This window comes from Collinsella sp. LCP19S3_A7 (assembly GCF_052121995.1).
Taxonomy (GTDB): domain Bacteria; phylum Actinomycetota; class Coriobacteriia; order Coriobacteriales; family Coriobacteriaceae; genus Collinsella.
On the sequence record NZ_JBQKDE010000007.1, the window covers coordinates 13,090 to 36,932 of the forward strand.

General features: G+C 60.1%; 20 protein-coding genes. 19 read left to right on the plus strand and 1 reads right to left on the minus strand.

Going from position 1 to position 23,843, the window contains the following annotated elements:
• The 15 genes from ACTQV3_RS04680 (at position 1) to ligA (ending at position 18,001) form a co-directional block, all read left to right on the plus strand.
• Positions 1-456 carry a hypothetical protein gene (locus ACTQV3_RS04680; protein WP_441067978.1) on the plus strand — a complete coding sequence of 152 codons (456 nt, stop codon included), beginning with the start codon at positions 1-3 and terminating at the stop codon, positions 454-456.
• Between the two features lie 153 nt (positions 457-609).
• Entirely contained in the window at positions 610-2,073 is a 1,464-nt protein-coding gene (locus ACTQV3_RS04685; protein ID WP_441067979.1) for an amino acid permease, read from the plus strand.
• Positions 2,074-2,500: 427 nt separating this feature from the next.
• Positions 2,501-2,749: an HPr family phosphocarrier protein gene (locus ACTQV3_RS04690; protein WP_195838595.1), complete on the plus strand. Its 249-nt coding sequence runs from the start codon at positions 2,501-2,503 to the stop codon at positions 2,747-2,749.
• A 233-nt stretch (positions 2,750-2,982) separates the two neighbouring features.
• Positions 2,983-3,225: a FeoA family protein gene (locus ACTQV3_RS04695; RefSeq protein ID WP_229770688.1), complete on the plus strand. Its 243-nt coding sequence runs from the start codon at positions 2,983-2,985 to the stop codon at positions 3,223-3,225.
• A gap of 39 nt (positions 3,226-3,264) precedes the next feature.
• Complete coding sequence (locus ACTQV3_RS04700) at positions 3,265-3,486, plus strand: FeoA family protein (RefSeq protein ID WP_006234774.1); 222 nt, start codon at positions 3,265-3,267, stop codon at positions 3,484-3,486.
• Between the two features lie 123 nt (positions 3,487-3,609).
• Positions 3,610-5,937 carry a ferrous iron transporter B gene (gene feoB, locus ACTQV3_RS04705; RefSeq protein ID WP_441067980.1) on the plus strand — a complete coding sequence of 776 codons (2,328 nt, stop codon included), beginning with the start codon at positions 3,610-3,612 and terminating at the stop codon, positions 5,935-5,937.
• Positions 5,938-6,141: 204 nt separating this feature from the next.
• Entirely contained in the window at positions 6,142-6,342 is a 201-nt protein-coding gene (locus tag ACTQV3_RS04710; protein WP_117634210.1) for a hypothetical protein, read from the plus strand.
• 102 nt (positions 6,343-6,444) lie between these two features.
• The gene (locus ACTQV3_RS04715; protein ID WP_441067981.1) at positions 6,445-8,394 is read left to right on the plus strand and encodes an NAD(P)/FAD-dependent oxidoreductase; all 1,950 of its coding nucleotides are present in this window, start codon (positions 6,445-6,447) and stop codon (positions 8,392-8,394) included.
• 377 nt (positions 8,395-8,771) lie between these two features.
• Positions 8,772-9,086, plus strand: a complete 315-nt coding sequence (locus tag ACTQV3_RS04720) for a hypothetical protein (protein ID WP_154518607.1) — start codon at positions 8,772-8,774, stop codon at positions 9,084-9,086.
• Between the two features lie 544 nt (positions 9,087-9,630).
• The gene (locus ACTQV3_RS04725; RefSeq protein ID WP_441036923.1) at positions 9,631-10,323 is read left to right on the plus strand and encodes a GntR family transcriptional regulator; all 693 of its coding nucleotides are present in this window, start codon (positions 9,631-9,633) and stop codon (positions 10,321-10,323) included.
• Positions 10,324-10,447: 124 nt separating this feature from the next.
• Positions 10,448-11,470 (plus strand): LacI family DNA-binding transcriptional regulator, encoded by a 1,023-nt coding sequence (locus ACTQV3_RS04730; protein WP_441067982.1) that lies wholly within the window; start codon positions 10,448-10,450, stop codon positions 11,468-11,470.
• Positions 11,471-11,604: 134 nt separating this feature from the next.
• The gene (locus tag ACTQV3_RS04735; protein ID WP_427795045.1) at positions 11,605-12,942 is read left to right on the plus strand and encodes a glutamine synthetase family protein; all 1,338 of its coding nucleotides are present in this window, start codon (positions 11,605-11,607) and stop codon (positions 12,940-12,942) included.
• A 50-nt stretch (positions 12,943-12,992) separates the two neighbouring features.
• Positions 12,993-13,655, plus strand: a complete 663-nt coding sequence (locus ACTQV3_RS04740) for a response regulator transcription factor (protein WP_161145500.1) — start codon at positions 12,993-12,995, stop codon at positions 13,653-13,655.
• 208 nt (positions 13,656-13,863) lie between these two features.
• Positions 13,864-15,324: a S1C family serine protease gene (locus tag ACTQV3_RS04745; RefSeq protein WP_441067983.1), complete on the plus strand. Its 1,461-nt coding sequence runs from the start codon at positions 13,864-13,866 to the stop codon at positions 15,322-15,324.
• A 448-nt stretch (positions 15,325-15,772) separates the two neighbouring features.
• Positions 15,773-18,001: an NAD-dependent DNA ligase LigA gene (gene ligA, locus ACTQV3_RS04750; protein ID WP_441064105.1), complete on the plus strand. Its 2,229-nt coding sequence runs from the start codon at positions 15,773-15,775 to the stop codon at positions 17,999-18,001.
• A gap of 155 nt (positions 18,002-18,156) precedes the next feature.
• Here ligA and ACTQV3_RS04755 read toward each other — a convergent pair whose 3' ends face one another.
• Positions 18,157-19,503 carry an MATE family efflux transporter gene (locus ACTQV3_RS04755; protein ID WP_441064107.1) on the minus strand — a complete coding sequence of 449 codons (1,347 nt, stop codon included), beginning with the start codon at positions 19,501-19,503 and terminating at the stop codon, positions 18,157-18,159.
• A gap of 208 nt (positions 19,504-19,711) precedes the next feature.
• Here ACTQV3_RS04755 and moaA point away from each other — a divergent pair, with 208 nt between their 5' ends.
• From moaA to ACTQV3_RS04775, 4 genes are all read left to right on the plus strand, one after another.
• A complete protein-coding gene (gene moaA / locus ACTQV3_RS04760) occupies positions 19,712-20,767 on the plus strand; it encodes a GTP 3',8-cyclase MoaA (protein ID WP_441067985.1) in 1,056 nt (351 codons plus the stop codon).
• Between the two features lie 4 nt (positions 20,768-20,771).
• A complete protein-coding gene (gene moaC / locus ACTQV3_RS04765; protein WP_441535918.1) occupies positions 20,772-21,458 on the plus strand; it encodes a cyclic pyranopterin monophosphate synthase in 687 nt (228 codons plus the stop codon).
• Positions 21,459-21,482: 24 nt separating this feature from the next.
• Entirely contained in the window at positions 21,483-22,076 is a 594-nt protein-coding gene (gene mobB / locus ACTQV3_RS04770; protein WP_441535917.1) for a molybdopterin-guanine dinucleotide biosynthesis protein B, read from the plus strand.
• Between the two features lie 265 nt (positions 22,077-22,341).
• On the plus strand, positions 22,342-23,628 hold the full coding sequence (locus tag ACTQV3_RS04775) for an MFS transporter (protein WP_441067989.1): 1,287 nt from the start codon (positions 22,342-22,344) through the stop codon (positions 23,626-23,628).
• The last annotated feature ends 215 nt before the right edge of the window (positions 23,629-23,843 follow it).

Consider the following 23,843-nt stretch of genomic DNA (forward strand, 5'->3'; position numbering starts at 1 on the left):
ATGCATGTCTTTAACTCGCGCGCCGATTTCGACGCTCAGATGAAGTCCGTCAAGAAGTGGATGCGCACCGGCCAGGCGCTCGATGGTGTTGCCGACCTGCAGCACGACGTGGCTTACTCCATCGGCGACTCGCTGGTGTATTGGTGGGTGAACGCCCACGAGGCGGCTACTGTCGATCTGGTCGGTCACCGTCGCTATCATGCCGTGCTCGCCCCGCTCGACGGCGACCTGACCGTCGAGGTTGCCCCCAAGGCAGGCCTCACCTGCACCCGCGCTTACAGCGATATCGATGATCGCGAGCGCTTTGAGGGTACGGGGGAGACTGTGACGATTCCCGCCGGCGGCGTTGCCGTCGTCGAGATCGACGAGGCCTACCGTGTCGTGGCCGATGCCACGGATCCCCGCGTCGTCGTACTGCACGTGACGGTCGAAGGTTATTCCTTCCCCAACAAGTAGTATTCGTCCGCCTGGACGTTTGCTTTGTGCCGTTAAGGGGGATGGCTTTGTTGACTCCCTTTTTCCCATTCCCCTTAGCAGGTGCACCGTCCGTGTTTGCGCTTGCAGCTCGGACGGTTTTAGATGACATTTAATAGATGATTGGGAGGGCTTATGAGCTCTGAAAAACGAGGAACGATCGGTTCGTTCGCTCTGCTGGGCATGACGGTTGCCGCCGTGTTCGGTATCAAGAACATCATCAACAACAACGCAGCCATCGGCTTGGCAGCTGCGCCGGCGTTCTTCTTCGCCACACTTTTGTACTTTGTCCCCTATACCCTGGTTACCGCTGAGTTCGTCGGCCTCAACAAGGACTCCGAGTCGGGTGTGTACGCATGGGTTAAGACCTCGATGGGTGGTCGCTGGGCGTTCCTGACGGCATTTAGCTACTGGTTCGTTAACCTGTTCTACTTTGCGTCCGTCCTGCCCAACGTCATCATCTACGCGAGCTACGTGTTCTTTGGTGCCAATGCCGAGCTTTCGCAGCTGTGGATCACCATTATCGAGATCGTCGTCTTTGCTATTGCCACGTGGGTGTCGACTAAGGGCGCTAAGTGGATCGGTTCCATTTCCTCCTTCGGTTCGACCGCGGCTCTCGGCCTGACTGCCGTGTTCATCCTGCTGTCCCTGGCTGCTGCCTTTGGCGGCGTTGAGTTCGCTACGGCTCCCACGCCCGCTAACATGGCTCCCGACATGAGCAACTTCGCAACTATGTGGGGCTTCTTCGGTACGCTTGCCTGGATCATCCAGGGCGTTGGCGGCGCTGAGTCTGTCGGCGTGTTCCTTAACGACCTTAAGGGCGGCGTCAAGGCCTTCGTGCGCACTGTCGTTATCGCCGGCCTGACCATCGGCCTTCTGTATGCAGGCGCTTCGCTGCTGGTTAACCTGTTCATCCCCGAGGGCAGCGTTGCCATCTCCACCGGTATCTTCGACGTATTCGGCGCCGTCTTTGCCCACTTTGGCATTCCCATGGAAGTGTCCACGCGCGTCATTGGCCTGATCCTTCTTGCCGCCACGCTGGGCTCCCTCATGATGTGGACCTCCGCTCCCATCAAGGTGTTCTTCACCGAGATCCCCAAGGGCGTCTTTGGTAGCAAGATCGTCGAGCTCAACGAGCACGGCATTCCTGCCCGCGCTGCCTGGCTGCAGTTCGCCATCGTCGTCCCCATCCTGATTATCCCGGCCCTGGGCTCCGGCAACCTCGACGACCTGCTCATGATCGTCACCAACATGACGGCTGCCACCGCTCTGCTCCCGCCGCTGCTGATTCTGCTTGCCTACTTTATGCTGCGCAAGAACTTCGACGCCGCTCCCCGTGACTTCCGCATGGGCTCGCGCAGCTTTGGCCTGGTCGTTGCCGCATTCCTGCTTGTGGTCTTCTGCTTCGTGCTTATCTGCGGCACCATTCCGCTCGATCAGCCGCTGTGGCTGACGCTGGTCTACAACGTTGGCGGTGTGGTTGTCTTCCTGGGCCTTGCCGTGATGTGGTACAACCGCTATATCAACCGCCTGCGCGAGACCGATCCCGAGGCTGCCGAGAGCGAGTTGCGTCCGTCTGTTCTCGATATGATGGAGTAGAAGCTGGGATTTATCCACAGCTGAGGAACAACCTGATTCCCTTTCCTATGGAGGGGCCCTTCGGGTCCCTCCTTTTGCGTTTTGGGACATTGATTTTGGACCCTGTGGGCAAAAATGCCAAATATGAGTACTAGTACTGTCGCAAAAGAGGTGTCATATTTTTCGGCCTGTTCTGAGCGAAAATGGGCTCAAAATCAATTTATCTAACCCCCTTTAAAGGGCGTTTGACGGCTTTCACCCTCTTCGAATAGCCCAAAGTAGGCAATTTGCTCTCGATTTTGCTGCTACTAAATTGGCGACAGTACTCATATTTGCCACTTTTTGCCCACGAGGTGTTCAGAGGAGCTCTCGACAAGCATCTAACGCTACAATAACTACCACGTGGCTGGGTTTGGCCGGCCAAATGTGCGATGCTGCGGGAGGGGACATGGTCGAGTTTACAAAGACGATTAAAGATCCGTTGGGACTACATGCCCGCCCGGTTGCGCTTCTCTATGACATTATCGCCAAGCATCGTAGTGACGTGTCGGTCAGCATCGGCGATCGCCACACGGATGGCCGCGATATCATGGGACTCATGGCCCTCTATGGTGAGTGCGGCGAGAGCGTTGTTTTTCGTGTTTCGGGCGCGGATGAGGCCTCGTGCGTCACGTCGATCAGAAACCTCTCGCTCTAAGCGTAACAATGTGAAAAAGGGAGAGTCCCCTCTGTTGCATACATTGGTATGACAAGGCACCGCAAAGAGACCGTCTTTGCGGTGCCTTTGTTTAATATGGGAAACTTTTTCGAAAACTGAATAGAGATTCTTTCCAAAAAGTTAACCGCGTGTTAGTTTACTAGTTCGAACATAGACACGGTTAACTTTTATCGCGTCGATGTTGAGGACGAACCGATGTTAGGAGCTCACTCATGTCTTGCGGACCGCAGATGCCGGCCATGCCGCTTTCGATGGTAAAAGCGGGCGAAACCGTGCACGTTTCTCGTGTAAAGGGCGATGAGGACATAAAGCACCGTCTCAAGGACCTCGGCTTTATCGAGGGCAGCGAGATCCACGTGGTGAGCTCGAGTGGCGCCAATATCATCGTCACGGTGCTGGGCGCACGCTTTGGCATCGATTCCAAGGTTGCCATGCACATCATGACCGTCGGTTAATCCGCAGCATTTCATAAAAACCGAAAGGGGGACAAGAGGATGAAGACGTTGGGTGACGTTAAGGTGGGCGAGAGCTCTACCATCGTCAAGCTTCACGGTGAGGGCGCGCTTCGCCGCCACCTTATGGACCTGGGGCTCATCAAGGGCACTTCGTTTAAGGTCGTGAAGGTTGCACCGCTCGGTGATCCGGTCGAGATCAATGTGCGCGGCTACGAGCTTTCCATCCGCAAGGAGGAGGCGGCCGTCGTCGAGGTCCAGTAAGGGCCCACGACGTATATTTCTGCAGATTAAGTTAGATATTTCTAACTTAATGCAGTAACTTTGAAGCACATTATCCATCCTGCGCGGAGAAAGCAGCGCGGGCAAACAAGGAAGAAGGATTGAATGGCGGATTCTCAGATCCATGTCGCGCTGGCGGGTAACCCCAACTGCGGCAAGACCACGCTTTTCAACCTGATCACCGGCGCCAACGGCTACGTTGGCAACTGGCCCGGCGTCACGGTTGAGAAAAAGGAGGCCAAGCTCCTGAGCGACAAGAACGTTACCATCACGGACCTCCCCGGCATCTACTCGCTTTCCCCCTACAGCCCCGAGGAGCAATGCTCGCGCGATTACCTCATGAGCGGCGAGCCCGATGTGGTCGTCCAGGTGGTCGACGCCACCAACCTCGAGCGCAACCTGTACCTGGCGCTTCAGGTTATCGAGACCGGCCTACCCGTGGTCGTTGCCCTTAACATGGCCGACTTGGTCGAGAAGAACGGCGACAAGATCGACACGGACAAGCTCTCCAAGAAGCTCGGCTGCCCGGTCATGATGATTTCGGCCCTTAAGAACAAGGGTATTAAGGAACTGTTCGAGCAGGTTAAGAAGTCCGCTGCTTCCAAGGGCCAGGTGCCGGAGCACAAGTTCGATTCCTCCATTGAGGACGTTCTGGACCACATCGAAAACAACCTGCCGGCGAGCGTTCCCGCCAACAAGCGTCGCTACTACGCGGTTAAGCTGTTCGAGCGTGATGCGGACGCCTGCAAGCTCATCAACCTCACCAAGGAGAAGGCCGCTCGCGTGGAAGAGCTGGTCGCCCAGTGCGAGCAGGACTGTGATGACGACGCCGAGTCCATCATCACCGGTGAGCGCTATGGCGTCATCGCGCACATCATCGACGAGTGCCTCACCAAGGCTCCGGCCAAGATGAGCACCTCCGAGAAGATCGACCGTGTGGTTACCAACCGTATCCTGGGCCTGCCGATCTTTGTGGTCATCATGTTCTGCGTGTACTACATCGCCGTTTCCACCTTAGGTGGCACGGTGACCGACTTCACCAACGACCAGCTCTTTGGCACCGACGGTTGGTATGTGCTCGGTCAGGGCCGCGACGCCTACGATGCAGCCGTCGAGGCTGCGGGCGACGATGCCGACTCGGTTGACCCGGCGCAGTACGGCCCCTATATCCCGGGTATCACCACCGTGGTGCACGACGCTCTTGTGGCGGGCGGTACCGAGGAAGGTGGTCTTGTCGATTCGCTGGTCTGCGACGGCATCGTCGGCGGTTTGGGCGCCATCTTCGGCTTTGTGCCGCAGATGTTCCTGCTGTTCGTCATGCTGTCCTTCCTGGAGGACTGCGGCTATATGGCCCGCGTCGCCTTCATCATGGACCGCGTGTTCCGCCGCTTTGGCCTGTCCGGTAAGTCCTTTATCCCCATGCTCGTGTCCTCGGGCTGCGGCGTCCCCGGCGTCATGGCCACCAAGACCATCGAGAACGAGAAGGACCGCCGCATGACGGTCATGACCACCACGTTTATTCCCTGTGGCGCCAAGCTGCCGATCATCGCCCTGCTCATGGGTTCCATCATCGGCGATTCTTCCACCACCGCCGCGTGGATCAGCCCGCTCTTCTACTTCCTGGGCGTCTTCGCCGTCATCGCCTCGGGCCTTATGCTCAAGAAGACCAAGCTCTTCGCCGGTCGCCCGACGCCGTTCGTTATGGAGCTTCCTGCCTACCACTTCCCGGCGATCCGCTCTTGGGCACTGCACGTGTGGGAGCGCTGCTGGGCCTTTATCAAGAAGGCCGGCACGGTCATCTTCGCATCCACCGTCGTTGTTTGGTTCCTCTCCAACTTTGGAAGCTACAACGGTTCCTTTGGCTTCCTGCCTGCAATGGACGGCATCCCCGAGGAGTTCATGGACTACTCCGTGCTTGCCATGCTCGGTAACCTGGTCGCTTGGATCTTCGCTCCGCTCGGCTTTAGCACCTGGCAGGCAACTGCGCTGACCGTCTCGGGCCTTGTGGCTAAGGAGAACGTCGTCGCCACCGCCGGCTCGCTGCTGTCCGTGGCTGATGCCGCCGAGACCGACCCGAGCCTGTGGACCGCGTTTGCCGGTATGTTCCCCACCATGGGCGCTTGCGTTGCCTTTGGCGCGTTCAACCTGCTGTGCGCTCCGTGTTTTGCCGCCATGGGTACTATCCGCAACCAGATGGACTCCGGCAAGTGGACCGCGATTGCCATCGGTTACGAGTGCGCCTTCGCTTGGGTGATCGGCCTGTTCATCAACCAGTTCTACAACCTGTTTGTGTTGGGACAGTTTGGTATCTGGACGATTGTGGCCATCGTTCTGCTGGTTGCGATGCTCTTCCAGATCTTTCGCCCTATCCCTGCGCATGCATGGACCGACGAGGACGAGACCAACACTGCTTCCGCCGCAGTTTCCGCTTAAGTCCGAATAAGGATTAGCCCCTTTCCACGAGCCCGGGTGTCCCAGCGACACTCGGGCTTTTTGGCGTAATGGGGGACAGATTGCTTTGCTCCAGAAGTAAGATGTGGCGTTTCCGCAGATAAAACCGACCAAAATAAACCTGTCCCTTTTTGGTAGGTGGAAAATAGGGTAAAGTAAGTGCTGGTTAACTAGAGGAGGCTTGCTATGGCACCTATCGATATTGTTGTTCTGGCTGTTATCGGTATTGCGTTTGTCGCGGTATGCGTGCGCATCTACCGCAAGGGCACCTGCGCCGACTGTGCTCAGGGTGGCGTTTGCACAGGACATTGCTCCAACAAAAAGACGTGCGCCGCACTTAAGGGCGTGGACAAAATCGCCGAAGACTTGGGCCGCGGTATTCATTAGCCGAACGGCGCTTGGGCATGTATGACTGCAGATACGGCAGCTGCTGATACGATAGGTGTGTTAGCAACTGCCGCCGAGCGGCTCAAACGAAAGGAACCCTGTATGGAGTCCTGTGCCTACCCGATGCTCTTTAGCCCGATCAAGGTCGGTACGACCGAGGTCAAGAACCGCGTCTTTATGCCGCCGGTGTCCACCAACCTAGCCGATCACGGCTATGTGACCGACGACTTGGTCGATCATTACCGTGCCCGTGCCAAGGGCGGCGTGGGCCTCATCATTACCGAGGTCGTGACGGTTGAGCCCACCTATACCTATCTGCCGGGTGACATGTGCTGCTACGACGACACGTTTATCCCCGGCTGGGAAAAGCTCGCCGCGGCCGTCCACGAGTATGGCTGCAAGATCATGCCGCAGCTCTTCCACCCCGCCTACATGGCCTTTAACATTCCGGGCACGCCGCGCCTGATCGCTCCGTCCTTTGTGGGCCCGTCCTATGCCCGCGAGGCACCGCGTCCTATCACGGTCGATGAGATTCACGAGCTCACGCATCAGTTTGGCGACGCTGCCGTACGTATGCAGAAGGCCGGTGTCGATGGCGTCGAGGTCCATGCGGCACACGCCCACGGCATGCTCGGCGGCTTTTTGACTCCGCTCTACAACAAGCGTACCGACGAGTACGGCGGCTCGCTCGACGCTCGCATGCGCTTCTTGCTCGAGGTCATCGCCGAGATTCGCGAGCGCTGCGGCAAGGACTTTATCATCGACGTCCGCATCTCGGGCGATGAGTACACCGATGGCGGCCTGACCCTCAACGACATGATCTACGTCTCGCGTCGCCTGGAAAAGGCCGGCGTCGACATGATTCACGTGTCGGGCGGCACCACCATCAAGCGTGGCTCCGCGATTCCCGCCGCCGGTACCCAGCAGGCCTCGCACGCCGCCTGCTCGCGCGAGATTAAAAAGCACGTCAACATTCCCGTCGCCACCGTCGGACGCATTAACGAGGCCTGGATCGCCGAGGAGCTGATTGAGGACGGCGCTGCCGACATCTGTATGATGGGCCGCGCCAATCTGTGCGATGCCGAGTTCTGCAACAAGGCAGCCGCTGGCAACGCCGACGAGATCCGTCCCTGCATCGGTTGCCTGCGTTGCCTGAACGGCATTATGTTTGGCAAGCGCATCTCCTGCACCGTCAACCCGGACGTGGAGCGCGACGAGGCTGGCTACGAGCCCGCCGCCGAGGCCAAGAACGTACTGGTTGTGGGCGCCGGTCCCGCGGGTATGGAGGCAGCCTACATTGCCGCCAAACGCGGTCATAACGTGGTGCTCGTGGATAAGCAGGACGAGCCGGGCGGCGAGATGCGCATCGCAGCCGTTCCGCCGGCAAAGCAGGAACTCACCCGCGTGATCAAGTATCAGTACCGTCGCCTGGCCGAGGCCGGCGTAAAGTGCGTCTTTGGCACCGAGCTTACTGCCGAGGACATTCAGCGTGACTACGCCGGCTACGAGGTCGTCCTGGCCTATGGCGCCGAGCCTATCGCCCCGGCCTTCATGCAGGGCTTTAAGCAGGTTATGACGGCCGACGACCTGTTGGGCGGCAAGGCTTTCCCGGGCAAGAAGATCGTCATCGTGGGTGGCGGCACCGTTGGCTGCGAGACGGCCGATTACCTGGCCCCGTTGGTCAACGACCTGTCGCCGGCCAACCGCGACGTCACCGTCATCGAGATGACCAAGACGCTCGCCGCCAACGAGGGTGGTGCCGGTCGCGCGGTGCTCATCACGCGCATGCTCTCAAAGGGCGTTCACGTGCTGACCGAGGCCAAGGTGACCGAGATTACCGAGGATACTATCAGCTACGAGAAGGACGGCGAGGTCCACACCATCGCCGGTGCCGATACGCTGGTGCTTGCTATGGGCTATCGTCCCAATACCAAGCTGGCCGACGACCTGGCAGCAGCCGGCGTTACCACTCACGTGCTGGGCGATGCCAACAAGTGCGGCAACATTCGCGACGCCATCGGCGATGGCTACAAGGTCGCCTGCGAGCTCTAGTCAACCCCTTGTTGCATGGGGACAGGTTGCTTTGCACCAACTTGGTGCATGTGAACCTGACCCCATTGCACCATTTGATACAACGCAAGCGGCGGCCGTCCCGTGTTTGGGCGGCCGCCGCTTGCGTTTTATCATAGAAAGATCATTGCCGAGCCTTAAATGCCTTTTGTCTGTGTGCCTTCCACAATCATGTTGCGGTTGTAGGCCAGGTGCAGATACATCGTATCGTGATCGATTGAGCCATACGAAAGCGAAATTATGCGTCTTAATTCCGTACGCAAATCAAGACGAAAACCGTTTGTGTCTCGGATGAATCAGTACGCAAACGGTTTTCGTCTTATATCTTGAAGGCCTACAGGCGAAACGATTCGGCAACGGTGGAGGTCGACCGGTTTGAGTATGGCAGGCTGACGCTCGAAGGCAGCAACGTAACGTTCGACGCGCTCACGTCGGCTCGCCAGGACTTGAGTTTTCACACGCTCGAGCATAAGTGTGTTGAACATCTCGGCATTTCTGAGCTAACGCCGGATATTATGCGCACGCTTCGCTTGCTCGGCAAAGATGGCTATACCAACGCTGCGGCGATTTTGGCGGATAAGAATGATTTTCCGGGCATCGACTGCGTCCGTTTTGGTGATACCGAGGATGTAATACTTGGATCGCGAGGCGGCGACAAATATATCCGCAATTGAGCAGGTGGACAGGGCGGTGGCTATGTTTGCACGCTACTACCGTTATGAGCGTATCGAAGGGATGGAGCGCGTCCAAACCGATCGAATTCCTCTCGAGGCGTTTCGCGAAGCTGTCGCAAACGCTTTGGTGCATCGGACGTGGGACGTTCGAGCTATAGCAACCCGCATAGCGCGCCTTGATCATCAACCGTCCGTATTTCGCAGCAACTTATAACAGGCTCGGGGTGCCAATTTGGGGTGCAGTAGTGCTGCGCCACGAAAAGGGCCTATCTACTACGTTTAAGCCTCAGGGGTCAACCATAGTCGGCTTTTTTGAAAATCGACAAGCTGCCTACCTGCGGTTTTGTTTTCACGGTTTTTGGTATGGCCGAGGCTATCCGTGTTAACGTAGTAGATGGGCCAGTTTTGTGGCAAGGGGCCGATCTGCGGGCTAGGGTAGCTAAAAGAGCCCCGTCCCAAAAAGACTGATTGGGAGCTGGGGCGTGTCGATGCGATAGTATTGCATGGTGGTATTCGACTAACCGAGGGTTTATCCGAGGGCTTTATGGAACAGCACCAGCATAATCAAAGCTTGCAAGATCAGGCATACAATGCACTGCGCTCCAAGATCATCTATGCCGAGCTCAAGCCCGGCACGCGCCTTTCGGCGATTGGTCTGGAAAAGGAGACGGGAATCGGGCGTACGCCCATTCGCGAGTCCTTTGTGCGCCTGCGTGAGCAGGAGCTGGTGGAAACGCGTCCCAAAAGCGGCACCTACGTCTCTAAGATCAGCATGGAGCGCGCCGAGAACGCCTGTTTCTTGCGCGAGAAACTCGAGCGAAGCGTGCTTATTAAATGCTGTTCGGCCGCCTCGCCCGAGCAAAAGCATCGGCTCGATCAGATTCTTGCCGAGTCCGAGTCGCTCGACCATGGCGAAACGCGTCGTTTCTTTGACCTGGACAACCTGTTCCATGAGACGTGTTTTGAGATTGCCGGCCGTCACATGTTGTGGGATTGGATGAAGAGCGTCAATACGCATTTTGAGCGATACAACTGGTTGCGTATGGTGTCGCAGGATCTAGATTGGGAGCCGATTCGTCGGCAGCATCGCCGGATTCTCGAGGCCATTAAGAGGGGCGATACCGACGCGGCGAGCTATCTGGCCGAGACACACCTGCACCTGATGCCCGAAGAGCAAGGTCCGGTTATCGCCTTACATCCCGATTATTTTGAGCTGTCCAAAGACTCGGCTATCTAGCCCATTATCTCATCTGCTCGAGACGCAAAAACGATGCTGCTCACCTACAGCGTTTTGCAACCGAGAATTTTAAAAAATGCCTAAAATGGCTCAGACTGCCGACAATGGGGAAACGGGGTGCGCTATGGCGCAGATGAGAATCAAGGACATTGCCGTCGAGGCGGGTGTGAGCCCGGCCACGGTCTCGCGCTATCTCAATAACCGCCCCGGGCAAATGACCGAGGAAACCCGTGCTCGCATTGCGGAGGTTATCGAGCGTACCGGCTATCGCCCACGTGCCGCCGCGCGCAATCTGCGCAGCTCGCGTACCAACCTCATCGGCGTGATCTTGGCCGACATCGCCAACCCGTTCTCTAGCGCCATGCTCGAGGGCCTTTCCGCCAGCGCCGCCGCGCGCGGCTGCTCGCTCATGACAGCCATTAGCGGCAACGATCCCGCCAAGGAGGCCGAGTCGCTCACCAGGCTTATCGACGCTGGCGTGGACGGCCTGGTCGTCAATACCTGCGGTGGTAACGACGAGGCGATCGTCGCGGCAGCGGGACGCCTGCCCGTTGTGCTGCTCGACCGCGACGTTGCCGACGGCGGTGTCGATCTGGTGACATCTAACAACCGTGAGCTGGTCGCCGGCCTGGTAGACGCCTTGGCTGCTGCGGGCAGCGAGCACCTGTGCCTGCTCACCGAAGCAAGCGACGACAGCCCCGTCCGTCGCGAGCGCGACGAGGCCTTTACCGACGAGCTTTCGCGCCGCGGCCTTTCCGGCGAGGTCGTCACCCTGGCCGATGGCGGTGCCACGGGCGTCGGCCGCCTGGACGAGACCATCCGCGGCTATGCAGGAAAAGAGCTCGGCCTCATTGCCGTCAACGGCCTGGTTTTCCTGAGCCTGACCGAGGCGCTGGCGCAGCTTGGTCCCTCGCTGCCGGCGGGGCTCAAGATCGCGACGTTTGACGACTGTCCCTGGAACCATGTGCTCTTTGGCGGAGTCACCACGGCCGCGCAGGACACCCCCACCATCGCCGAGCGCGTGGTCGATCGCCTCTCCGAGCGTATCGACGTTGTTACCACCACCGTGGGCGATGCCGCAAAGCTGGCGCCCGAACGCATCGAGGTTCCCGGCCACATCGAACACCGCGCTTCGACCTCGCGCTAGCCGCTCGTTCGTAACTGCCTGTTCGCGCACGTTTTTTGGGCGCTTGATACGCTTTAACCCTGCGGAAACATTTTTCTGCGATAGTATCTGCGATATAGACCAGTCGAAACCCGCCCGAAAGAAAGGGGAGCGACATGAACCAGCAGAACATCGATTACGTACTCCGTTCCGTAGAGCAGCGTGACATCCGCTTTGTGCGTCTGTGGTTTGTCGACATTCTCGGCCGCCTCAAGAACTTTGCCATTAGCCCCGAAGACCTCGAGGTCGCTTTTGAGGAGGGTATTGGCTTTGACGGCTCCGCCATCGAGGGCTTTGCCACGCCCGAGGAAGCCGACATGCTCGCGTTCCCTGACGCCTCGACCTTCCAGATCCTGCCGTGGCGCCCGAGCCATAACGGCGTCGCCCGCGTGTTCTGCGATGTGTGCACTCCCGATCGCAAGCCGTTTGCCGGCGACCCGCGCGACGCCCTGCGCCGCATGTTCTATAAGGCCGAGAAGGCCGGCTACCTGCTCAACGTGGGTGCCGCGCTGGAGTATTACTACTTCCCCGACGAGCACACCCCCGAGCCGCTCGACAACGTGGGCTACTTCGACCTTTCGGTGAGCGATGCCGCTCGCGACCTGCGCCGCAATACGGTGCTCACGCTCGAGAAGATGTCCGTGCCCGTGGAGTACACCTTCCACGCCGCCGGCCGCTCGCAGCACGGCATTAGCTTGCGTCACGCCGAGGCCCTGAGCATGTCCGACGCCATCACCACGGCCAAACTCATCATTAAGCAGCAGGCCTACGAGAGCGGTTGCCACGCCTCCTTTATGCCCAAGCCGCTGGCGGGCGAGGACGGCAGCGCCATGTTTTTGCATCAGTCGCTGTTCGACCACGACGGCAACAACGTCTTTTGGGGCGAGGACGACGAGAAGTACCACCTCTCCGATATCGCCAAGCACTATATGGCCGGCATTCTGGCACACGCGCGCGAGATCAGCGCCATCACCAACCCCACGGTCAACTCGTACAAGCGCATCACCACGGGCGGCGACTCCGTGCCACAGTACGCTACGTGGGGCCTGCGCAACCGCGCGAGCATGGTCCGCATCCCGGTCTACAAGCCCGGCAAGCAGCTGTCCACGCGCATCGAGCTGCGCAGCCCCGATCCCATGGCCAATCCGTACCTGGTCAACGCCGTCACGCTGGCGGCTGGTCTGGACGGCATCGAGCGCAAGCTGGAACTCCCGCCCGAGGCAACGGCCGAGACGCTCAAGCTTACCGACCGTCAGATGGTCGAGGCCGGCTATACGCCGCTGCCGCGCTCGCTCAAAGAGGCGCTCGACGTGTTTGAGGACTCGCAGTTTATGAAGGATGCCCTCGGCGAGCACATCCACAGCTTCTTCCTCAAAAAGAAGCGCGACGAATGGCATAAGTTTGAGTCCACGATCACCGAGTGGGAGATCAAGCACTACCTGGCGAACTCCTAATCGCGCCGGCTTGTTCCAGTACGATTGAGCTCATTTCCTTGGAGGTCGATATGTCCGAAAAGAGTGCCCTGTTCATGGCGCGCACGACGCGCTTCCACGAGTTTGCCCGCAGCTTGACGACCACCCTGGGTGTCGAGGTGAGCCTGGCAACCCCCGATTCGCCGACTGCGGCGCATGACTTTGACCTGCTGATCCTCGATTCCGATGGCATCCGCAGCGACCGCATCGATCAGATTGCCAAATGGCTCGACGACCGCGGCGGCGTTCCCATGTTGGTAATCGTCGACGACGAGGCGCTCGGCACCCTGCGCCTGCCCAATCACGCGCATGCCGACTTTGTATGCCCCACGGCGACGCCCAACGAGCTCAAGGCTCGTGCGCAGCGCCTGATGGGCGAGGAGGAGACCGTCGCCGCCGACGATGTGCTCAACATCGATAACCTCGAGATTAACCTGGCTACCTACCAGGTGACACTCGACGACGAGCCCATCGACCTGACGCTGATGGAGTACTCGCTGCTGAGCTTTTTGGCGACGCATCCCAACCGTGCCTACAGCCGCGAAGTGCTGCTGCACCGCGTGTGGGGCTTTGAGTACTGCGGCGGCACGCGCACCGTCGACGTGCACATCCGACGCATCCGCTCCAAGGTGGGCCCGCAGATCGCGGCGCACATTACCACCGTCCGCGGCGTGGGCTATCTGTTTAAGGACTAGCTTTTCACCGCAAAGGGGGCAGGCGCCTTCGTGGTGGTTTTGCCGCATGCGTGGATCCCTTTCGAGTTTGCAGCAGAACTTAAGCATTCCTTAAAGATTGCGTTCTCATACACGTTCGCCCGCATATTGGGGTACAACTCAACGTGAACAATGATGGCCCGCCACATGTTTGGCGGGCCTTTGGTTATTAGACGAAAGGATCGCAGCTATGAGCGAGAACGATTCCCAGCGTCCCCAGGATGCGGGCAACGCTGGCGAGACCCAGCAGCAGCCGCGCGTGCAGGTGGAGTCGACGCCTGCCGACGGCAACATTCCCTACGTGCAGGCCTACGACACACGGACCGGCCAGCCGCTGGGCGGTCAGCAGGTTGTAAACAAGCACACGGTGGTCAAGACCAAGACCAAAAAGCTGCCGATCTTTATTACGGCGCTCGCCGGCTGCGCCTGCGGCGCCCTGCTGGTCATCGCGCTCATTATGAGTGGCACGCTCAACATTGGCGGCGGAAAGAATGTCGTGACGGCGGGTGCTTCGGGTTCATCGACGCAAAAGATTACGATCGACTCCGAGGACACCACGCTTGCCGAGGCCGTTTCTGCCAAGGCCCTGCCCTCCGTCGTTTCCATCACCGCCACTTCGGGCGGCAGCCAGAATGGATCGCTTTCGCAGTCTGCCGACGAGTCGGATGGTTCGGGCAGCGTCGGTTCGGGCGTGGTGCTCGATACCGAGGGCCACATCCTCACCAACAACCATGTGGTCGATGGTTACGATCAGTACGTGGTAACCATGGACGACGGTACCACCTACGAGGCCGAGTTCGTGGGCAACGACGCCTCGAGCGACCTGGCCGTCATCAAGCTCAAGGATGCTGACGCCTCCAAGCTCACGCCGATCGAGATTGGTGATTCCTCCAAGCTTAACGTGGGCGAGTGGGTCATGGCGATCGGCTCGCCGTTCGGCAACGAGCAATCTGTCTCCACGGGCATTGTGTCGGCGCTGTATCGCTCCACGGCCATGAGTTCTACCAGCGGCAACACCATCTACGCCAACATGATCCAGACCGATGCCGCCATCAACCCGGGCAACTCCGGCGGCGCGCTCGTTAACGACAATGGCGAACTCGTGGGTATTAACTCTCTTATCGAGAGCTACTCGGGCTCCAGCTCGGGCGTGGGCTTTGCCATTCCGGTCAACTATGCCAAGAACATCGCCGACCAAATCATCGACGGCAAGACGCCGGTTCATCCGTACCTGGGCGCCACGCTTTCGAGCGTCAACGCGCTCAACGCCCGCACTAACAATCTCGGCACCGATAGCGGCGCGTATGTGGCAAGTGTCGTCGAGGACGGTCCTGCCGCCAAGGCTGGCATCCAAGAGGGCGATGTCATCACCAAGCTGGGTGACGATGAGATTACGAGCGCCGATGGCCTGATTATCGCGCTGCGCAGCCACGAGGTGGGCGAGAAGGTCGAGATTACGCTCGTGCGCGGCAAGGAAGAGAAGAAGGTCACGGTCGAGCTGGGTTCTGATGAGGAGCTGCAGAACCAGCAGCAGAACGACAGCGCGACCGACACCGGCAACGGCGGCATTACCGACGAGCAACTGCGCCAGTACCTGGAAGAACTGCTGGGCCAACAGGGTCAGGGGCAAGGCTACGGTCAGGGTTTCTAACGAGCTGTATCGCACATATCGAAGCCAGAGGGGCTGTTCCGCCAGCGCGGGACAGCCCCTCTTCTCTTATTGATCCGTTGGGGACGGAGGAAAACGGATCATTTAGAAATGGCAAGGGCATGGTTCGGAAGGGCTTGGACAGTTAGTTCAGATTTGTATATAACGGGTGCGGTCAGAGGCGTGTTTTGAGCGGTTTTGAAATGAAAGACGGGCCGAGATGGGTGTCTCGAAGACGGAAGCAAACCTAATTTGCCGTTCAGAACGATTGATTGGGGCGAAAAGCCGATATTTCAGCTCGATTCGGCGCGCGTAATTATACAAATCTGAACTAACTGTCCAACCCTGGTCCGGTCGCTGCCAATTCGGTGCGGTTTGAGACTGCTATTCGGCCCCATTGCGACCGGTGGTACTCTTGTATCCGTTTGAAATCGAGCGAAGGAGTGCCGCTATGGAGCAATCGAGCCTGTTTGGTGACGGCGTGGACATCGATACCGAAACGCCAGCGAGCACGGATACCGCCGCACCGGCCGATACCCGTGCCCAGGCGGCAGCGCGCGCGGCTGAGTTGCGCCACGAGCTCGACTACCATGCTTACCGCTACTACATGCTCGATGCGCCCGAGATCACGGACGCCGCCTTTGACAAAATGCTCGTTGAGCTGCAGGAAATCGAGGCTACCTACCCCGACCTGGTGACGCCCGACAGCTATACCCAGCGCGTGGGCGGCTACGTGAGCGAGCAGTTTACGCCGGTCACGCACATGGCGCGCATGTATTCCATGGACGATGCCATGGATCTGGACGAGCTCGACGCTTGGCTCCAGCGCACCGAGGATGCGCTCGGCGCCGGTAGCGTCACCTATACCTGTGAGCTTAAGATCGACGGTCTGGGCGTCGCGCTTACCTACCAAAACGGCACCTTTGTGCGCGCCGCCACGCGCGGTGACGGCACCACGGGCGAGGACGTGTCGCTCAATGTCCGTACCATCAAGGATGTGCCCATGCACCTGTCCGAGCCGGCGCTCGCTCACATGGGCGCCGACCGCGAGCGCACCATCGAAGTGCGCGGCGAGGTGTACATGCCCAAGGGCAGCTTTGTTCGTCTGAATGAAGAGGCCGATGCCGAGGGCCGCGACCCCTTCGCCAACCCGCGCAACGCCGCTGCCGGATCCTTGCGTCAGAAGGATCCCAAGGTCACGGCGCGCCGCGACCTGGCCACCTTTATCTATGCCATCGCCGATACCGACCCGCTGCACGTCCACAGCCAGCGCGAGTTTCTGGACTGGTTGCGTAGCGCCGGCTTTAGCGTCAACCCCAACGTGGCTCGTTGCGCCACGCCGGCCGAGGTCCACGAGTTCTGCGCCCAGGCGCTCGAGCACCGCGGCGACCTGGATTACGACATCGACGGCGTGGTCGTAAAGGTTGACAGCTTCCAGCAGCAGCTCGACCTGGGCTTTACCGCTCGCGCACCACGCTGGGCCATTGCCTTTAAGTTTCCGCCCGAGGAAAAGCAGACCATCCTGCGCGAAATTCGCATCCAGGTGGGCCGCACCGGTGTGCTCACGCCGGTCGCCGAGTTCGACCCGGTGACGGTTGCCGGCTCCACCATCGCGCGCGCCACGCTGCACAACATCGACGAGATCCGCCGCAAAAACGTGCGCGAGGGCGACACCATCATCGTGCACAAGGCGGGCGACGTTATCCCCGAGGTCGTGGGTCCGGTGCTCGACAAGCGCCCGGCCGATTCGGTCGACTGGCATATGCCCGAGGTCTGCCCCGTGTGCGGCAGCCCCGTGGTCCACGAGGATGGCGAGGTGGCTTACCGCTGCGTGTCCATCGACTGCCCCGCACAGCTCAAGGAGCGCCTGCTCCACTGGGTGAGCCGCGGCTGCATGGACGTCGATGGCCTAGGCGACGAGATCGTCGACAAGATGATCGCCGCCGGCCTGATTCACGACGTCGCAGACTTCTACCAGCTCACGGTCGACGACATCGCCGGCCTGGACACGGGGCGCACCTATGCCAGCTCCAACAGCAGAAAGGGCGTTAAGAAGGGCGACCCCATTCCGGTAGGCCTCAAGACGGCCGAGAAAATCATCGCCGAGCTCAACAAGTCCAAGAGTCAGCCGCTCGGTCGCGTGCTGTTTGCCCTGGGCATCCGTCACGTGGGCAAGAGCGTGGGCGAGGTCATCGCCGAGCGATTCCTGTCGATTGACAAGCTTATCTTGGCGAGCGAAGAGGATATTGCCGAGTGCGAGGGCATCGGCCCCAAGATTGCGGCGAGCGTCAAGCAGTTCCTGGCCGTGCCCGAGAACCTTGCCGTCCTGGAACGTCTGCGCCAGGCGGGCCTGTCGCTCGAGGTCGATTTGGACGCCGCGCACGCGCAAGCCGCAGCCGACGCTGGCGTGGCAGGCGAGCTCGCCGACGCACAGCCGCTCGCGGGTCTGACCTTCGTGCTCACCGGCACGCTCGTCAACCGCACGCGCGACGAGGCGGGCGCGGCGCTCAAGGTGCTCGGCGCCAAGGTTTCGGGCAGCGTATCAAAGAAGACGAGCTATCTGGTTGCCGGTCCCAAAGCGGGTTCCAAGCTTACCAAGGCCGAGCAGCTGGGTGTGCCCGTGCTGGACGAGGACGCGCTCGAGCAGATCTTGGCTACCGGTGAGGTGCCCCAGGCTTAAGGCATCAATAGTCAAATTGAAGAACCGCCCGAAAGCGCGATGCCTTCCGGGCGGTTCTTACTTTGTTGGGGAAACCGGCATCGTGATCTGCGTCACGTAGGTCGCGGGGTCGTCGCTGATGATGTCGTCAATGAGGGCGATTTCGCGTTGCCCCGCTACGCTGCTAACTTGTCAAAAGCCCCGCGCCGGTTGAGCACGGTAAACGCGACAACACAGATGACTGCCGACAGAATCGACCCGCACGGCGAGGCGATGCCCATGGGAAACAGCGTGTCGGAATAGGCGTTCGACAGCAGCCACGCGCCCGGCACGCGAATGAGTGCCACGGCCAGCACGTTGTGCGCAAAGCCGATGTAGCTCTTGCCGTATGCAGCGAAAAAGCCGCTAAAGCAAATGTGGATGCCGGCAAAAATCGCGTCGAAAATGTAGCTGCGCATATAGCCGGTGCCGGCAGCGACTACTGCAGCGTCCTTGGCAAAAAAGCCAATAAACGCCGGCGCCACCAGCCACATCAGCACCGTGATCAGGCAGCCGTACACCACCGAGATAGTCATGGCGTCTTTGAGCACCTGACGCGCACGGTCGCCCTTGCCCGCGCCGGCGTTTTGCGCCGTGAGTGCGCTGACGGTGGCGCCCATGGAACTCGGTACAATGAACAAAAAGCTGATCATCTTTTCGACCAGGCCCACAGCGGCGGCGTCGACCAGGCCGCGATGGTTGGCGATGACGGTGATAAACATAAACGCCACCTGGATGCAGCCGTCCTGCACGGCCACGGGCACGCCGATCTTAAGGATGCCGCCGAGCACCTCGGGCTGGGGACGCAGGTCGCTACGCTTAACGTGGATGTTCGTACGGCGGCTCTTAAGCCACACGAGCGCGAGGGCAACGCTTGCCGTCTGGGCGGTTACCGTGCCGAGTGCCGCACCCACGGGGCCGAGCCCCAAGTGGCCGATAAACAGAAAATCGAGCGCGATGTTGATGATGCACGCCACGCCGATCACGTACATGGGCGAGCGCGAATCGCCTAGGCCGCGAAAGATGGCCGAGAGGATGTTGTATGCGGCGATAAACGGAATGCCGACAAAGCAGATGCGCAGGTAGGCGGCGGTTCCTTCGACTGCCTCGGCTGGCGTCCCAATAAGTGCCACGATCTGTGGGCACAGTGCGAGCAGGATGGCTGCCAGCACTACCGAGACACCCATAAACAGCGTGATGGTGTTGCCGATGACGGTCTCGGCGCGATCGAAGCGGCGCGAGCCCACGGCGTGGCCGACGATAACCGTCGTTCCCATGGCCAGACCCACGAGCGTCACGGTAATGATATAGAGCGTCTGCGCGCCATTGCCCACGGCGGTGATGCCGGCGGCACCGCTAAACTGCCCCATCATGTACAGGTCGGCCATGCCGTAGAGCATCTGCAAAAAGTACGAGAGCATATAGGGCAGGGCAAAGACCGCGATGGTCTTAAGGACATTGCCGCGTGTGAGGTCGTGTTCCATAGGTGGGGCTTTCTGGCTGGGTCTGTTTCCGTACCAGTGTAGTGAAAACCCTACAACGATTGTAGAGTCAAGGTTTGTGTGTTGAGGATGGGCTTGGAAAGCCGGTCTTGTTCGAAGCGACCTGTCCTGTCGTACGGGTGTCGGCATGATTCTCTCGTGGGGTATTATGTTTTTCGAAGAATAAAACGCCGCGTGAGGGGAGGGCTGCGTGGACGGGCACGTGCAGCATGACGGTTTTGGCCGCGATATCAACTACCTGCGCATTGCCGTTACCGACAAGTGCAATTTCCGCTGCATTTACTGCATGCCGGCCGATGGCGTGGCGCCCCGTGCACACGACGAGTTACTCAGCGCCGAGGAAATCGCCCGCTTTGTGCGCTTGGTGGCGGGGGAGGGCATTCGCCGCGTGCGCCTGACGGGCGGCGAGCCGCTGGTCAGCCGCCGTATTATTCCGCTTATTCGCGACATCCGCGCGATCCCTCAGATCGAGGACATCTCGCTCACCACCAACGGCGCCCTGCTGCCCAAGCTGGCGCCGCAGCTCAAAGATGCCGGGCTTAACCGCGTCAACATCTCGCTCGACACGCTCGACCCTACGCTCTTTGGAAAGATCACGCGCCTGGGTCGGCTCGAGCAGACCATGGCCGGCATCGACGCGGCGCTGGCTTGGGGCTTTGAGCCCGTTAAGGTCAACTGCGTTGTTGTGCGCCGGCTCAACCAGGATGTGGCGGCCCTCGCGCGGCTCACGCTCGACCGTCCCATTCACCTGCGCTTTATCGAATATATGCCCATCGGCGACGAGCACACGAGCTCGCATTGCGCTGTGGACCCGCATGCGCCCGCGCTCAATCCCGAGCTGTGGGACGCGAGCGATACCGTGCCGAGTGACGAGCTGCGGGCGCGCATCAATGCCGGGGCCACCGCGACGGGACTGGGCGAGCTCGAGCCGCTCGACATCAACGATGCTCCTGCCGGCGCGGGCCCTGCGCGCTATTGGCGCTTTCCGGGCGCGGCGGGAACGGTTGGCTTCATTAGCGCCATGTCCAACCATTTTTGTGCGAATTGCAACCGTCTGCGCCTGACGGCCGATGGCAACGTGCGTCCGTGCCTGTTTAGCGATGCCGAGTATTCGGTGCGCGACGCCCTGCGCCGTGGTGATGATATACAGGTACTTTCGATTTGGCGCGATGCCGTGGCCCACAAACCGCAGGAACACGCGATAATTGAGGGCACGCAACGATTTATGTCCCAAATCGGAGGATGATCATATGGCCAAGAGCAGGTACGCCGACGCCACCAAAGCCGCTCGCAGGGCCGCGATGTCTGCCCACAAAGTCACGGCCGCGGCGAATGCTGGCAACACCGACGCGTCCGCGCAGCCGACTTCCAGCGCGGCCACCGAACCCTCCCGTGACGCACGTCGCAACGAGCTGACGCACGTGGACGCCAAGGGCGAGGTGCGCATGGTCGATGTGTCCGACAAGGCCGAGACCCATCGCATCGCCATCGCCGAGGGCACCATCCTCATGCATCCCGAGACACAGGCCATGGTGCTGCAGGACCGCGCCAAAAAGGGCGACGTGCTTGCCTGCGCGCGCGTGGCGGGCATCATGGCCATCAAACGCACGAGCGACATCATTCCCATGTGCCATCCGTTGCTCATTACCAAGAGCAAGTGCGACATTGCGCCCATCGCTCCGGCGGGGACGCCGGCCGAGGACGTGCCCGAGGGCTGGGCACCGGCGCGCGCGGACGGGCAGGTTGGCTTTCACGTACTGGTTACGGCCGGCGTGACGGGCAAGACGGGTATCGAGATGGAGGCCCTGACCGGCGCGAGTGCCGCGTGCCTAACGATCTATGACATGTGCAAGGCGGTTGATCGCGGTATGGAGATCGTCGACGTGCGCCTGCTGCACAAGGAGGGCGGCCGCTCGGGCGTGTGGGACCGCGCATAGCGTCAGGCCGCTGCTGTTGAGGCCGTGGCCACTGACGGTGCCGCACCCGCGAGCGCACCCGTCGCCGTCGCGCCCGCAGCTCCGACACCGGCCGTCCCCGCGATCGCGTTTATCGGCTACCAAAACTCGGGCAAGACCACGCTCGTCGAGAAGGTTATCGCCGAGCTCACCCGCCGCGGCCTGCGCGTGGGATCGCTCAAGCATCACGGGCACCACGGCTTTGATATCGACGTGCCCGCTAAGGACACCTGGCGCCATCACCAAGCCGGATCCAAGCACGTGGGCCTCATCTGCGCCACGCGCTGGGCGGAGTACGCCGACACGCGCGAGGAGGACGAGATGCCCGCGCGCGAGCTGCTGTCGCGTTACAACGATGTCGACGTGGTGATCATCGAGGGCTACAAGACCGAGGGCTTCGACAACATCGTGGTCGCGCGCTCCGGTGTCGACCGTCTGCGCGGCAAGAGCTCGCTCGACCTGGTCGACGGCCGCACGCTGGCCCTTGCCTGCAACGAAGCCCTGGCACGTCAGGCCTTCGACGCAGGCTTTGCGACCCGAGCCATCAACATCAACGACGCCCGAGCCATCTGCGACCTTATCCAAGACCATCTGGCCTAAAACCTGCCAAAAAGGGACAGGTTCATTTTGGCAGGTTTTATCTGGGCAAACGTCATTTCCACCACAGAGGGGCCAGGCACCTTTGTGGTGGTTTTTGCTTTGGTAGATTTTTGTGACATGCCTTACAATCTACCAAGTAGTTCATGACGGGCGAAAAACGGAGAGAAGGGTCCTGATGCGTCCTTAATGTTTCATGCGGATAGATTGATTTGACAGACGGCGACGAATGTCCACCGCCCGTATTCGTATGAAACGAGGAGTCTCCGTGCTCGTATCTCTTCTCTCAAAACCTCACCCTTCGTTGTCCGCGCAGGCTAAGCACCTGGTGGCAATGCGCTTCCTCATATATACCGGCTTTCAGACCAGCTACTTTATCGGTGTTATCGGAACACTCACCTATGCGGACGGCGCTTCGGTCGTTGCGACATCGCTGGCCGTCCTGTTTATGAACGTCTTCGTGATCCTGGGATCCTTTGCGGGTGGAGCGGCGCTTGACGCTTGGGGTCCGTGCCGGCATTTCCGGGCGAGTATCTTTGGCACGTTGGCAACCGGCGCGGCGATTATCGCCTGTGGCAGCGCGACCGGAACAGTCCTTGCCGGCGCGATGCTCCTGGGCTTTGTGATAGGATTCGCCCAGCCCGTCGCCACGTCCTATCCGGCGTATCTCACCGACGACCCCGTCGAGCTCAAAGACATCAACTCCGCCATCACCATGTCCTCCAACGTGAGCATTATCGTCGGCCCCACGCTGGGCGGCTTTGTCGCGGCGGCTGCATCGTCACACGCGGTGTTTTTGCTCATGATGATCTTTACCGTACTGGCGCTCGTCGCCGGTTGGGGCTTTAGGCCGCAAGCAGGTCGCGTCGCCGCGCGCGAAAGTGCTCCCGCGGATAGCAGCACAACGGCAAGTACTGCCAATCAAAGCTCCGACTCCAATAAATCCACCCGCGTCACCTTCGTGACCAGCATCAAGACAGTCTTTACCAACAGCGTCCTCGCCCTGCTGTTCTGCATTATTTTCCTTTCGAACTTTGGCTATGGCGCCTTCGATCCGCTGGAGTCGTTCTTCTACCGCGATGTCCTGCACGTCGGTGTCGAGTGGATGGGCTGGCTCTCGTCTGCCTGCGGCGTGGGCGCGGTGCTGGGCGCCGTGGTCGCGCTCCGCTTGCCGCCGCACCTGGTCAACCTTAAGACGCTGCTTGTGGCGCTTCTGTCCGTGGGCCTGGGAAGCCTGCTCTACGTGGGAACGCCGTACGTGGGCGTAGCCCTTGTCGGCCAGATTGCCCTGGGCGTGGCCTGGGGCGTCGTCAACCCGCTCCACAACACGATCGTGCAAACGACGGCCCCGCTCGAACAGCTCGGTCGCGTCAACTCGGTCATGGGCTTTGGCAACATGTTCGCCGGCGTGGCGCCGCTGGCGATTGCCCCGTGGCTGGCGGCGACGTTTGGCGTGCAGCAGACGCTCATCGGGGCGGGTATGGTCGTGACGGCGGTTCCCGCGGCACTGCTGCTGTTTGGACACCGGCATTTGGATCGTGCCGCAAAGCAGTAAAAACCATCACAACATTCGATAAAAATCGCGATTTTGCCGAAAAACGTCGAATGTTGTGATGGTTTGCGCCCCGGGCCAGGCCACCCTTCGGGTTCGGCCACCACAAAAGGGGCCAGGCTCCTTTGTGGTGGCTTTTGCTTTGACGGGCCGCGCCTGCGCCTTGGTATACCATGTACACCATTTCCGACCACATTCAGCACCGCCGCACAACCCAG